This window comes from Bradyrhizobium sp. CIAT3101 (genome assembly GCF_029714945.1).
GTDB lineage: Bacteria > Pseudomonadota > Alphaproteobacteria > Rhizobiales > Xanthobacteraceae > Bradyrhizobium.
In genome coordinates, this window is record NZ_CP121634.1 from 7851111 (window position 1) to 7864688 (window position 13578).

Sequence of the window (13578 nt, forward strand, 5' to 3'; positions counted from 1 at the left end):
AGTTGATGCCCAAACGTACAGACATCACCACCATCCTGATCATCGGCGCCGGTCCCATCGTGATCGGCCAGGCCTGCGAGTTCGACTATTCGGGCACGCAAGCGGTGAAGACGCTGAAGGAAGAGGGCTACCGCATCGTCCTCGTCAATTCCAATCCGGCCACGATCATGACCGATCCGGAATTGGCGGATGCGACCTATATCGAGCCGATCACGCCCGAGATCGTCGCAAAAATCATCGAGAAGGAACGTCACGTCGTTCCCGGCGGCTTCGCGCTGCTGCCGACCATGGGCGGACAGACCGCGCTGAACTGTGCACTGTCGCTGCGCCGGCAGGGCACGCTGGACAAGTTCAACGTCGAGATGATCGGCGCCACGGCCGATGCCATTGACAAGGCCGAGGATCGCCAGCTGTTCCGCGAGGCGATGACCAAGATCGGGCTCGAGACGCCGAAGTCGCGGCTCGCCAATGCATCCGAGCTGAAGAAGTCGTTCCGCGATAAATACCACGCCGAACGCGAGAAGCTGTCGGGCGCAGCACTCGAGGAGCTCGATCGGCAATGGACCCTCGGTGAGAGCGACCGCCGCAAGCGCTACCAGGAATACGCTTTCGGCCAGGCCATGATGGCGCTGTCCGAGATCGGCCTGCCTGCGATCATCCGCCCCTCCTTCACCATGGGCGGCACCGGCGGCGGCATCGCCTACAACAAGGAAGAGTTCCTCGACATCATCGAGCGCGGCCTTGACGCCTCCCCCACCAACGAAGTCCTGATCGAGGAATCCGTCCTCGGCTGGAAAGAGTTCGAGATGGAGGTGGTGCGCGACAAGAAGGACAATTGCATCATCGTCTGCTCGATCGAGAATTTCGATCCGATGGGCGTGCACACCGGCGACTCCATCACGGTCGCGCCGGCGCTGACGCTGACGGACAAGGAATACCAGATCATGCGCGACGCCTCGCTGGCGGTGCTGCGCGAGATCGGCGTCGAGACCGGCGGCTCCAACGTGCAGTTCGGCGTCAATCCCGAAGACGGCCGCATGGTCGTGATCGAGATGAATCCGCGGGTGTCGCGTTCGTCGGCACTGGCCTCGAAGGCCACCGGCTTCCCGATCGCAAAGGTCGCGGCAAAACTCGCGATCGGCTACACGCTCGACGAAATCGCCAACGACATCACCGGCGGTGCGACGCCGGCCTCGTTCGAGCCGACGATCGACTACGTGGTGACCAAGATCCCGCGTTTCGCCTTCGAGAAATTCCCGGGCGCATCGACCACGCTGACGACGTCGATGAAGTCGGTCGGCGAGGTCATGGCGATCGGCCGCACCTTCCAGGAGAGCCTGCAGAAGGCGCTGCGCGGGCTCGAGACGGGATTGACCGGCCTCGACGAGATCGAGATCGAAGGCCTTGGTCGCGACGACGACAAGAATGCGATCCGCGCCGCGCTCGGCACACCGACGCCGAACCGCATTCTGCAGGTTGCGCAGGCCATGCGGCTCGGCTGGTCGAACGAGGACATCTTCAACTCCTGCAAGATCGATCCGTGGTTCCTCGGCGAGATGCGCGGCATCGTCGACATGGAGGAGAAGGTCAGGAAGCACGGCCTGCCCGGCAATGCCTTCGGCATGCGTACGCTCAAGGCCATGGGTTTTTCGGACGCGCGCCTTGCGGTGCTCGCCGAGACGACGGAGGCCGAGCTCACCGCGAAGCGTCACGCGCTCGGCGTCCGTCCGGTCTACAAGCGCATCGACACGTGCGCGGCCGAATTCGCCTCGCCCACTGCCTACATGTACTCGACCTACGAATCGCCGTTTGCAGGCAGCACCGCCGACGAGAGCACGCCGTCGGACAAGAAGAAGGTCATCATCCTCGGCGGTGGCCCGAACCGTATCGGCCAGGGCATCGAGTTCGACTATTGCTGCTGTCACGCCTGCTTCGCGCTGCATGACGCCGGCTACGAATCCATCATGGTCAACTGCAACCCCGAAACGGTGTCGACCGACTACGACACCGCGGACCGGCTCTATTTCGAGCCGCTCACCGCCGAGGACGTGCTGGAGATCATCGCCAAGGAGCGCAGCAACGGCACGCTGCATGGCGTCATCGTGCAGTTTGGCGGCCAGACTCCGCTCAAGCTTGCGCGGGCGCTGGAAGCCGCTGAAGTGCCGATCCTCGGCACCTCGCCCGACGCCATCGACCTTGCGGAAGACCGCGACCGCTTCAAGCGCGTGCTCGACAAGCTGCGGCTGAAGCAGCCGAAGAACGGCATCGCCTATTCGGTCGAGCAGGCGCGCCTGGTTGCGACCGATCTCGGCCTGCCGCTGGTGGTGCGTCCGTCCTATGTACTCGGCGGCCGCGCGATGCAGATCATCCGCGAGGAGAACCAGCTCAGCGACTACCTGCTCGGCACGCTGCCGGAGCTGGTGCCGGCCGACGTCAAGGCGCGCTACCCGAACGACAAGACCGGGCAGATCAACACCGTGCTCGGCAAGAACCCGCTGCTGTTCGACCGCTATCTGTCCGACGCGACCGAGATCGACGTCGACTGCCTCTGTGACGGCAAGGACACGTTCATCGTCGGCATCATGGAGCACATCGAGGAAGCCGGCATCCATTCCGGCGACTCCGCCTGCTCGCTGCCGCCGCACTCGCTCGACGCCAAGATGATCGAGGAGCTGGAGCGGCAGACCCGCGAGCTCGCGCTCGGCCTCGACGTCGTCGGCCTGATGAACGTGCAATACGCGATCAAGGACGGCGAGATCTACGTGCTCGAGGTCAATCCGCGCGCCTCGCGCACGGTGCCGTTCGTCGCCAAGGTGATCGGCACGCCGGTCGCCAAGATCGCCGCGCGCATCATGGCCGGCGAGAAGCTCGCCGACTTCAAGCTGAAGAAGGCCGACTTCAAGCATGTCGGCGTGAAGGAATCGGTGTTTCCGTTCGCCCGCTTCCCCGGCGTCGACACGGTGCTTGGTCCGGAGATGCGTTCGACCGGCGAGGTCATGGGCATCGACCGCTCCTTCGCGGTCGCCTTCGCCAAGAGCCAGCTCGGCGGCGGCACGCGGGTGCCGCGCAAGGGCACGGTGTTCGTCTCGGTGCGCGAGAGCGACAAGACGCGCATCGCGGAGGCCGTCCGCGAATTGCATTCGCTCGGCTTCAAGGTGCTGGCGACCTCCGGCACGGCGCGCTTCCTGACCGATGAAGGCATCCCGACCGAGAAGGTGAACAAGGTGCTGGAGGGCCGGCCGCATATCGTCGACGCCATCACCAATGGCGACGTCCAGCTGGTCTTCAACACCACCGAAGGCCCGCAGGCGCTTGCCGACAGCCGATCGCTGCGGCGCGCGGCCCTCTTGCATAAAGTGCCGTATTACACCACTCTTTCCGGGGCCGTGGCGGCCGCGCAGGGCATCCGCGCCTATCTTGGCGGAGACCTTGAGGTTCGTACCCTGCAGAGCTACTTTTCGGAAACCTGATCGCGGGCGGCAGCTTCGCTGCAGCTAAGTGATTGGCAATGAAGCCACAATGGCCGGAGGAACTGTCCCGGCCATGTGGTTGTTCTGTTCCGGCGCCAGACCCACATAACGCTCCGGCGGCGGCGTGTTCAGCCCCCGGACATACTGACGAATCAAGGTTGGCGCGCCCTCTGTTGTTGGCGGGCGCGCGACCGAAGGACGAGAGAAGAGATGGAAAAGGTTCCGATGACTGCGAGCGGCTTTGCCGCACTCGGGGAAGAATTGAAGAAGCGCCAGTCCGAGGACCGTCCGCGCATCATCGAGCATATCGCCGAGGCGCGCTCGCACGGCGACCTGTCCGAGAACGCCGAATACCATGCCGCCAAGGAAGAGCAGTCCCATAATGAGGGCCGCATCGCCGAGCTCGAAGACAAGCTCGCGCGCGCCGACATCATCGATATTTCCAAGCTCTCCGGCGACACCATCAAGTTCGGCGCCACCGTGACGCTGGTCGACGAGGACACCGAGAAGAAGGCGGTGTGGCAGATCGTCGGCGAGGTCGAGGCCGACGCCAAGAAGGGCCGCATCTCCATCACCTCGCCGCTTGCGCGCGCGCTGATCGGCAAGAAGAAGGGCTCGACCGTCGAGGTCAACGCCCCCGGCGGCGCCAAGGCATATGAGATCACCAAGGTCGAGTGGCGGTAATCCACTCCGCAGGATCTGCCTGAAAAGCCGCGCCATCTGCGCGGCTTTTCTGTTTCGCGAGGTGTCCAGCCCGCGATTGTGAACCGCACTGCCCTCCATCATGCTTTAGGCTGCCGTCCGAGCAAGGGAGGACACGATGAACATCGATCGCATCGCCGCTCGGAGCCAGCCTTATCTGCTCAGCCTCTTCCGCTTCATCACCGGGCTGCTGTTCTTTCACTACGGCGTGGCCAAGCTGTTCAAGTTTCCGCCGGTCGAGATGTTTTCCGACGTCACGCCGCTGTCGCTCTGGGGGGTTGCCGGGATGTTCGAATTCGTGCTCGGCGGCCTCCTGATGATCGGGCTCTTCACGCGGCTGGCCGCCTTCATCCTTTCGGGCGAGATGGCCTTCGCCTATTTCATCGAGCACCTGCCGCACAGCTTCTTTCCCGTCGTCAACGACGGTGCGCTGGCGATCATCCTGTGCTTTGCCTGCCTCTTCCTCGCCGCCGCCGGCGGGGGCCCGCTCAGCGTGGACGCGATGCGGCGCTGACTGCCCGCTTCTACCGCCGGCCCTTCACGTCGAGCGGCACAGCCGCCTCGTACTTCGAGTTGTGCAGCACCAGTGACGTGCGCACGTTGCGGACATGGGGCGCGGCGGTCAGGTGGGTGACGAAATCCTGGAAGGTCGCCATGTCAGGGGCGACGCATTTCAGGATGAAATCGACCTCGCCCGACAGCATCCAGCACTCCCGCACCAAAGGCTCGGCGCGGACGAATTCCTCGAAGGCACGCAAATCGGCTTCCGCCTGGCTGGAGAGGTGCACGGCTGCGAACACCGTGACGTCGAAGCCGAGCTTTCGCGCATCCAGCAGCCCGCGGTAGCCATGGATGTAGCCCTCCTCCTCCAGTGCCCGGACCCGGCGCAGGCAGGGCGGGGGCGAAATACCGACCCGTTTGGCGAGCTCGACATTGGTGATTCGGCCGTCGGCCTGGATCTCGGCGAGAATTTTGAGGTCGATCTCGTCTAGGTTCCGCGACACGTGATTGGAACTCCTGGCCTTTATGGCGGTATCGGGTGGATCTGATGCAATCCTCATAGCCAGTCACGCAGGTTTGCGCAATTTTATTGCGCGTTCACCCCACCTGACTTTTGTTCCTTGTTGGAAAAATCCGCCGATTGGGAATGCAATTCTTGCATAGCTCATCAGAAGGCTTAGATTAGCTCTGATATTTCAGCGCCTCCGCGAGGCCTCCCGGCACGTTCCGCGCCCGCGCTGCAAATCCCCCGTGAAAGGCGTCCGCAAATATGTCCGCTCCTGTTCATGCAAAGGTCGTCATCATTGGCTCCGGCCCCGCCGGCTACACCGCGGCGATCTACGCCGCGCGCGCGATGCTCGAGCCGATCCTGATCCAGGGCATGCAGGCCGGCGGCCAGCTCACCATCACCACGGATGTCGAGAACTATCCCGGCTTCGCCGATGTGATCCAGGGCCCCTGGCTGATGGAACAGATGGAGAAGCAGGCCGTCCATGTCGGCACCAGGATCGTCACCGACCTGGTGACCAAGCTGGAGACCGGCCAGCGGCCGTTCCGCCTCACCTGCGACTCCGGCGACGTCTATCTCGCCGAAACCGTGATCCTTGCGACCGGCGCGCAAGCGCGCTGGCTCGGGCTGCCATCCGAGGTGAAATTCCAGGGTGGCGGCGTGTCGGCCTGCGCCACCTGCGACGGCTTCTTCTACCGCAACAAGGAGGTCGTGGTGGTCGGCGGTGGCAATACCGCGGTCGAGGAGGCGCTTTACCTGACCAACCATGCCTCGCAGGTCACCATCGTGCATCGCCGCGATCACTTCCGCGCCGAGCGCATCCTGCAGGAACGCCTGTTCAAGCACCCCAAGATCAAGGTGATCTGGAACTCCGCCGTCGACGAAATCTGCGGCACCGAGAACCCGAACAAGGTCACCCATGTGCGCCTGAAGAACGTCAAGACCGGTGCGCTTTCGGACGTGAAGACCGACGGCGTCTTCATCGCCATCGGCCACGCACCGGCAACCGAGCTCGTGAAAGACCAGATCAAATTGAAACCGTCGGGCTACGTCGAGGTGGCCCCGAACTCGACCGCGACCTCCGTGCCTGGCCTGTTCGCCGCCGGCGACGTCGCTGACGAAACCTATCGCCAGGCCGTCACGGCCGCCGGCCTCGGCTGCATGGCAGCCCTCGAGGCCGAACGTTTCTTGGCCCTGCGCGCCAGCGAGCGCGCGGCAGCGGAATAACGATCATGCCTCGAACACGCGACGGATTTACGGATATGGATTGGGACAAGCTGAAGGTGTTTCACGCGGCGGCGGAAGCGGGCAGCTTCACGCATGCGGGAGAGCAGCTCGGTCTGTCGCAATCGGCGGTCTCACGCCAGGTCTCGGCACTGGAGCAGGAGCTCTCGGTCTCGCTGTTCCACCGCCACGCCCGCGGCCTGATCCTCACCGAGCAGGGCGACCTGCTGTTCCGCACCGCGCATGACGTGTTCATGCAACTGCAGGCGGCGCGCGCGAAATTGACCGACAGCCGCGAGCGGCCGAGCGGCGATCTCAAGATCACCACCACGCCCGGCGTCGGCATCAACTGGCTGATCCCGAGGCTCGGCGAATTCACCGCGCTCTATCCGGAGATCCGGATCTCGCTGATCGTCACCGACGAGGAGCTGGATCTGTCGATGCGCGAAGCCGACGTCGCGATCCGCACGCGCAAGCCAACGCAGCCGGATCTCATCCAGCGCAAGCTCTTCGCGATGGGCTTCCACGCCTATTGCTCGCCGGATTACATCAAGCGCTTCGGCACGCCGCGGACGCTGGAGGAACTCGACTCCCACCGCATCATCACGCTGTCCGACGGCAACTTCGCGCCGCATCTGCAGAACCGCAACTGGCTGATCGAAGCCGGCCGCAACGGCTCCGGTCCGCGCGAAGCCTATTTCAAGGTCAACAATATCCTTGGCCTCGTGCGCGCCTGTCAGCAGGGCCTCGGTATCGCAGCGCTGCCGGACTACCTGATCGAAGAACAGAGCCGCCTCGTACAACTGTTCGGCGAATCTGATTCGATTCAGCTCGATACGTATTTCGTCTATCCGGAAGAGCTGAAGACGGTCGCGCGCGTGCAGGTGTTCCGCGACTTCGTGGTGAGCAAGGCGCAGCGCTGGCCGTCCTGATTTCCGCATGACTGACATGCGGCCTCGGCTGTTGCTGCATGCCGCTCGTCAAGCCCATACTGCTTGCACGCTGAGCCTTCGCGTTGCGCATTTGTCCCCCTCCTCCAGTGGCGCGGGAGTTCAGTAATCCCTCTTGGAAGGTGATTGTGTCGGCCTCACGTGGCCAATACCTAAGCCGGGCCTTCGGGTCCGGCTTTTTTTCTACCCAATCCGGGTTTCGCCTTCCGCGTGTATTGACAGTTTTGGGTATCCCCCGCATCATTTCCAAATGATCACGAAGTCGTGCGCAATCGTCTCGAAAAAAGGCCCCCACCCGGGGACCTCGGATTTTTGCGCGCGCTAATCACCGCTTCGTCATCGCAAGCAAATCCCGAAAACCCCGCCGCCTGGACGGGGTTTTTTCATGTGCCCTCCGTCTCAGGTTTTTCCCGAGAAGGAGAATGAACATGACTGATGTGCGAACTCATATGCACGGGCTCTGGCTGCCGCTGGTGACGCCGTTTCGGAACAGTCGCCTCGACGAGACGTCGCTGCGACGGCTGACGCGGCACTACTGCACCCAAGCCATCGACGGCTTCATCCTGGGCGCGACCTCGGGCGAAGGCATGACGCTGCGCGATGCCGAGCTCGAACGCCTCGTCGCCATCGTCCGCGACGAGATGGCGACCGGCCGACGGACGTTGCCGATCGGTCTTGGCCTGTCGGGCGCGGACACCTCGCGGATGAAGGAGCGGCTCGATGAAACCGCGGACTGGCCGATCGACTTCTATCTGATCGCGAGCCCCTATTATGTGCGGCCGTCGCAGCGCGGCATCCTCGCGCATTTCGAGACGCTGGCCGATCACGCCGCCTGGCCGCTCGCGCTCTACAACATTCCTTATCGCTGCGCCGTCGGCATCACCAACCAGACCCTGCTGCGGCTCGCCGAACATCCCAACATCATCGGGTTGAAGGATTGCGGCGCGAGCCGTGAGCAATCGATCGCGCTGCTGCGCGACAGGCCGAAGGGCTTTCGCGTGCTGACCGGCGAGGACGCGAACTATTTCGAGGCGCTCGGCGACGGCGCCGACGGCGGCATTCTGCTGTCGGCCCATCTCGAGACGGCAACCTTCGCTGCCGTCCATGCCGAGCTGAAGCGCGGCAACGTGGATGCGGCGCTGTCGCGCTGGCAGGAGGTGTCGGACCTGACGCGGCTGCTCTTCACCGAGCCGAGCCCGGCGCCGGCGAAGTACTGGCTGTGGCGGACAGGCCTGATCGACAGCCCCGAGGTGCGCCTGCCGATGGTGGAGGTGAGCAGCGAGCTCGCCGCCGCGATCGATCGCGAGATCGAGCGGAGGTCGGAAAAATCGGTCTTTGAAGAACCGTTGGTGGCACTGCGCCCCGACAGCCGTATGGCAACACCTTTCGTCCAGACCTGAGCATCGAAGGGTCGTGATAGATCCGATGTCCACCTGGCTGCGCCGCGATATCGGGCTGAGCGAAGACATCGTGACATCGGCTTGGGACCGCGTGGACGAGATCAGGCGCAGGCATAGTGGGTGGTGGTAGCCCCTCACCACGCGCTCTCTCCGTGAGGACGGCGAGAGCGCGTGAGAGAGCATCGCTTGGTTAACCGGGCGCGAACTTGCTTCGCACCTGCCGCATGGCGCATCCACGCCTCGTTTACGTAATCGCGCCTATCGTTTCGCTTCCACGTCCATCAAGAGGGGGAATGACCATGGGACAACGCGTTCGCCCGACTGCGGCGGAAGACTTCGCGCCTGCCGATCTTTTGCAGGGAATCCTGGTGGTATCGTCGTTCGGTTTCTGGGCGGTGATGCTCGGCCTGATGCCGGTGCTGCTGTTTCGGGTCTGGCTTGCCGGCTGACGAAGCCTGCTTGCATGGTTAACCCGTGGATCGCGATTGCGTTTAAATGCGAGCGGGCCCGCAAGCCGGAATCTTAAAACATCCAGCCTATCGTCGTCCCCATAAGCGAAGAAATCGCGGGGGCGATCTTGAACAATCAGAATGATGCGGCGTCGCATTACGACGCCGGACAGCAGGGCTTTTCCACCGAAGACATCATCTGGGCCGTCGGCATCTGGTCGGTGATCCTGACGCTGTCGCCGGTCATCGTGTTTTACATGCTGATGGTGGCCTAACCTTCATCCTCATTTTCTTTTTGAGCACGATCTTATCGGAAAACCGCTTCACACTTTTCCGGATCGTGCTCGCCCAAAAACGCAAAACGCGCGGACTTCCGCGCGTTTGTCGTCCGGGGAATGATTGATGAAATTATGCCGCCTGCTTGTGCATTGCGCCGGACGCCGACGCCGTGCCGCGAATAGCTTTCACTGAACGCTCGATCGCCGCCCACAGCCTTGCAATTTCCTGAGCAGCACGGCTCTCGGCCTGATACTCACGCGCGCCTTCGCCGTGGCTGAGTGCCATCAACAAATCGGAACGATTGGTGATCTGACCGCCCCACACCGGAGCGCGGAATTTGGCCAGCGCCTCGCGGGCGATGGTGACGATCGGGCTTTCGGACTCGTCGCGACGCGCCGGAGCACCATTGAGCACGACCGCGTAGGGCTTGCGCGCCGCGCGGCACATCTGGATGGTTTCCTGCACCGCGTTGACGTCGAACACGCCGGGCCGTGCCGGGATGACTACCATCGTCGCGTTCTTGATCGCGTCGTCGACCACGGCCGAGAGATTCGGCGGCGTGTCGATCAACACCCATTCGTAACCGTCGCGCTTGGCAGCGGAGACGATGCCGCTGACCGAGTTCACCGCCGGCTTGATCGGCGGCTCGTTGGTGCCACGCAGCTTGTGCCACAGCGTGAGCGAGCCTTGCGGATCCGCGTCCACAAGCATCACCTGCTTGCTCGCCTTGATCTGCGCAGCGAGATGTGCGGCCAGGGTACTCTTGCCCGAGCCGCCTTTACGCGATGCAAAAACAATAACGTTCATACCTCTGGCCTCCAGATTGACCCCAGGTCGCGAAAATGAATCACCGCGCTGATTCGTGAAAGAAAAATTTATCAGGAGTTGCGTCGGAGCCACGAAATAACAAGACGTGTTGGCTTTGAGTCACACTGCCGCGAGCGACGACAGACACGAACCGTCATGAATCGCTGTTCGCACAGCCGATCGTGTGTTTTCCGGGCCTATTCACGGGGGAAGAGCGCCGTACAACCTCGCCGCGCAAATCCTCACGCGACCTTTGCCATCGCGCGGGCTCGCAATCGCTGCAGGCATGCGCGCGGGCGGAGCGAACAAAACGAGTCCGGGGGCTGTCGTGAAGCTGATGCGCCTTGAGGCGTTTTGACGCGCGGGGGGTCGAGCGTGTCGTGAGAGGGGGCGCGAGCGCCTAGCCGTCGTCGGTCTTTTTCTTCTTCTTCGGCTTGGTCTTCTTCGCCACGACGGGCTTGATGTTGGTGGGCTGACCGGCGCGGACCTCGCCCGGCTCCGGCCCCTGGCGGAAGAACGCCCGGCACTGCGGCGACAGCTGCGACTTCTTCCGGATCATGCAGGCGGTGATGGCGTCGACGTTCGGCACGAACTCGCCGCACAGGTTCATCGCATCCGGCGTGCAGGCCTGCTGCTGCTCCTGCGTGTAGGCGAAGCCGGTGCCCGGCTGGACCAGAACGGCGAGCGCCAGCGAGAGGCCCGCGAGAGCCAAGGATGTCTTCAAGCGAAACGCCGGCATCGATCCCCCCAAATGTCGAGCAAGTGTCGAGTCAGGGCGGGAGTGTGGGTGAACGGGCGTTGGTTGGCAACGAGGGCCAAACGAGGCTCAAGGCGAAAACGGCCACCTGTGCGCTCCCGGCAACAGCGAGGCAGTGCTTTCCTCTCCGCTGTCGTCACCCGCCTTGAGCGGGTGACCCAGTATTCCAGAGACGCCCGACGTTCCCCGAGATGCCTCGGCGTACTGGATCCCCCGCCTTCGCGGGGGATGACAGTTGTGGGTGGGCACCCTGCCCGGCCAAACCTCGAAAACAACCCCATGCACAGTAGCCGGGGTTCTCGGCCGCCTCACGAAATCCGCGCACTTTGCGGATTTTGCGAATTTCCTTTGACACGTCGGGCAAAACACCGGCATGATGGCAGGATCGAGAGCTGCGTGGGGTGGTGGGCCTGATCTCCCCGTGAGGGGGAGGACCGCATGGCCACCGTGTTGATCGTCGCACCGGTGTTTGCGCTGATCGCGGCCGGCTATGCGTCGGTGCTGTTTCGCTTCGTCTCCGAGGGCGCGCACAAGGGCATCTCCGAATTCGCCTTCAGCATCGCGATCCCCGCGCTGTTGTTTCGCACCATCGTCGTCTCGGAATTCCCCGATGTCAGCCCGTGGCGGATGTGGGGCGCCTATTACGGCGCGCTGGCGCTGACCTGGATCGCGGCGCTGGTGATCTCGGCGCTGCTGCGCGAACGGCGCGAGGACCACGAGGACGGCGTCGTGTTCGCGATCGGCTCGGTCTACGGCAACATCGTGATGCTCGGCATTCCCTTGGTGCTCTCGGCGCTCGGCAACGAGGGCGCCGGCCCGATGTCGCTGATCCTGTCGGTGAACACGCCGCTGCTCTGGCTCTGCGGCATCCTGCAGATGGAGCTCGTCAGCCAAAAGCGCACCGGCTCGCCGCTTGCGGTGATCCGCCCCGTGCTCGCCGATCTCGCGCGCAACCCGCTGATGCTGGGCATCGGCTTCGGCGTGGTCTGGCGCTTCACCGGCCTCGGCCTCAACCCCGTCGTCGACAAGACGATCGAGCTGCTCGCGCAGGCGGGATCGCCGGCAGCCCTGATCGCGCTCGGCATCACTCTCTTTCGCTTCGAGGTGAAGGGTGAGATGCTGAGCGTCGTCGTGATGAGCGCGCTCAAACTGCTGGCGATGCCGGCGATCGCGTTCGCTCTCGCAAAACTGCTGAACCTGCCGCCGATCGTGACCGGCGTCGTCGTGCTGTTCGCGGCGATGCCGACCGGCGCCAACGCCTACATCTTCGCGGTGCAGTATCAGCGGCTGGTGAACCCGGTGTCGGGCGCGGTGGCGCTGGGGACGCTGCTGGCGGCGCTGACGTTGCCGGTGGTGGTGGTGCTGGTGGCGCGCTGAGCCCCTGCCGTCATGCTCCCGAGAGGTTAGCCGCCCCAGTGCATGGCTTGGTAGATATCGGTGTATCCGCCCGAGTATGGGGATCCACCCGAGTACGGGGCCGAGTAGGGCACATAGCCAAAGCTCTCAGCCGCACGCGGCGTGAGTTGGGGTGCGAAGGTTTGTGTGGCCGGCGCGGCATGTCGCCTATGATGTGCCGTCCCGGCACTGGCGGAGGCAGTCAGGGCGACAAGGATGCCCAAGGCCAAGATCGCACGCATCGCAATGGCTCCTGTTGAGGGGAGGTATTGACGTTGACGTGGGCTTCGGCCCTTGCCGCACCAGTCCGCCACCCTTCACGATTGCTCACATCCCCGGCATCAAAGTGCCGGCAGAACTCGCATCACGACGACCTGGCGGGGTTACGGTGACGTTGCCGGCGGTGGTGCTGCTGGTGGCGGGGCGAGGTAGCGGTCGCCCGACGGTTGCCGAAACCGCTATTCAGCACGCTTGCCCGCGCGCCAGGCCATCTCCCAGAAGTCTGCCTCGAGCCGGGTGGCTTCCTTGAAGATCGCAATCAACTCGGCCTCGCGGGCCGGCGTGGCGTAGAGATCGGCGAGATGATCCAGGTGCGCCCGCGCTTTGGCGGCGACCTCCTGGTACGGCACGCCGGCGTACTCGGCGATCCAGACGCTGTAGGCGTTCGTCGCAGCGCCTGCATCGGGCAGCGCGGCGAGCCGCGTTGCGATCTCCGCGTACCCGATCACGCAAGGCGCAAGCGCCACCTTGAGTGCCAGCAGATCGCCGCGCATTCCCGCGTCGAGCACGTAGCGCGTATAGGCCAGCATCTCGGCCGCCGGAGGCGCCTGTTCGAGGTCGGCCGGCGACAGCCCCCAATCGGCACAGAGTTTTACATGCAGGTTCATCTCGACATCGAGGATGGCCGACAGGCCGGCCGCGGCTTCGCGCATGTCGTCAAGTCTGGGCGACTTGTAGACCGCGAGCGCGTAGGCGCGCGCAAACTCGATGAGGAACAGGTAATCCTGGACGAGGTAGTGACGAAACGCCGCTTCGGGGAGCGAGCCGTCCGCCAATCCGTTCGTGAAGGGATGCTCGGTGTAGGCCCGCCACTCAACGGATGCTGCTGTCTTGAGACGCTCGAAGAAACTCACGAT

Annotated in this window: 12 protein-coding genes and 1 pseudogene; 9 read left to right on the forward strand and 4 right to left on the reverse strand. The window is 63.7% G+C overall.

Annotated elements, in window-relative coordinates; genetic code table 11:
• Window positions 1-5 precede the first annotated feature (5 nt).
• The 3 genes from carB (at window position 6) to QA645_RS36650 (ending at window position 4686) form a co-directional block, all read left to right on the forward strand.
• A complete protein-coding gene (gene carB / locus QA645_RS36640) occupies window positions 6-3470 on the forward strand; it encodes a carbamoyl-phosphate synthase large subunit (protein WP_283046032.1) in 3465 nt (1154 codons plus the stop codon).
• A 210-nt stretch (window positions 3471-3680) separates the two neighbouring features.
• On the forward strand, window positions 3681-4154 hold the full coding sequence (gene greA, locus QA645_RS36645) for a transcription elongation factor GreA (protein WP_212236205.1): 474 nt from the start codon (window positions 3681-3683) through the stop codon (window positions 4152-4154).
• Between the two features lie 136 nt (window positions 4155-4290).
• Entirely contained in the window at window positions 4291-4686 is a 396-nt protein-coding gene (locus QA645_RS36650) for a DoxX family protein (RefSeq protein WP_283046033.1), read from the forward strand.
• A gap of 10 nt (window positions 4687-4696) precedes the next feature.
• Here QA645_RS36650 and QA645_RS36655 read toward each other — a convergent pair whose 3' ends face one another.
• A complete protein-coding gene (locus tag QA645_RS36655) occupies window positions 4697-5176 on the reverse strand; it encodes an Lrp/AsnC family transcriptional regulator (protein ID WP_027534298.1) in 480 nt (159 codons plus the stop codon).
• 266 nt (window positions 5177-5442) lie between these two features.
• Between QA645_RS36655 and trxB the strand changes: the two genes are divergently transcribed.
• The 5 genes from trxB (at window position 5443) to QA645_RS36680 (ending at window position 9479) form a co-directional block, all read left to right on the forward strand.
• Window positions 5443-6408, forward strand: a complete 966-nt coding sequence (trxB, locus tag QA645_RS36660) for a thioredoxin-disulfide reductase (protein ID WP_254195553.1) — start codon at window positions 5443-5445, stop codon at window positions 6406-6408.
• A 5-nt stretch (window positions 6409-6413) separates the two neighbouring features.
• Entirely contained in the window at window positions 6414-7337 is a 924-nt protein-coding gene (locus QA645_RS36665) for a LysR family transcriptional regulator (protein WP_187436649.1), read from the forward strand.
• Window positions 7338-7783: 446 nt separating this feature from the next.
• Window positions 7784-8755, forward strand: a complete 972-nt coding sequence (locus QA645_RS36670) for a 4-hydroxy-tetrahydrodipicolinate synthase (protein WP_283046034.1) — start codon at window positions 7784-7786, stop codon at window positions 8753-8755.
• Window positions 8756-9048: 293 nt separating this feature from the next.
• Window positions 9049-9204, forward strand: coding sequence for a hypothetical protein (locus QA645_RS36675; protein ID WP_254195555.1), 156 nt, complete (start codon window positions 9049-9051; stop codon window positions 9202-9204).
• Between the two features lie 128 nt (window positions 9205-9332).
• Window positions 9333-9479: a hypothetical protein gene (locus tag QA645_RS36680; protein WP_254134304.1), complete on the forward strand. Its 147-nt coding sequence runs from the start codon at window positions 9333-9335 to the stop codon at window positions 9477-9479.
• A gap of 331 nt (window positions 9480-9810) precedes the next feature.
• On the opposite strand, the pseudogene QA645_RS43405 reads toward QA645_RS36680, so the two are convergent.
• Window positions 9811-10231 (reverse strand): annotated as a pseudogene (locus QA645_RS43405) (ParA family protein); the annotation flags it as partial.
• Between the two features lie 459 nt (window positions 10232-10690).
• Window positions 10691-11029, reverse strand: a complete 339-nt coding sequence (locus QA645_RS36690; protein WP_254195556.1) for a hypothetical protein — start codon at window positions 11027-11029, stop codon at window positions 10691-10693.
• Window positions 11030-11485: 456 nt separating this feature from the next.
• On the opposite strand from QA645_RS36690, the gene QA645_RS36695 reads away from it, so the two are divergent.
• The gene (locus tag QA645_RS36695) at window positions 11486-12424 is read left to right on the forward strand and encodes an AEC family transporter (RefSeq protein ID WP_283046035.1); all 939 of its coding nucleotides are present in this window, start codon (window positions 11486-11488) and stop codon (window positions 12422-12424) included.
• A gap of 476 nt (window positions 12425-12900) precedes the next feature.
• Here QA645_RS36695 and tenA read toward each other — a convergent pair whose 3' ends face one another.
• Entirely contained in the window at window positions 12901-13575 is a 675-nt protein-coding gene (tenA, locus tag QA645_RS36700) for a thiaminase II (protein WP_283046036.1), read from the reverse strand.
• Between the last annotated feature and the right edge of the window lie 3 nt (window positions 13576-13578).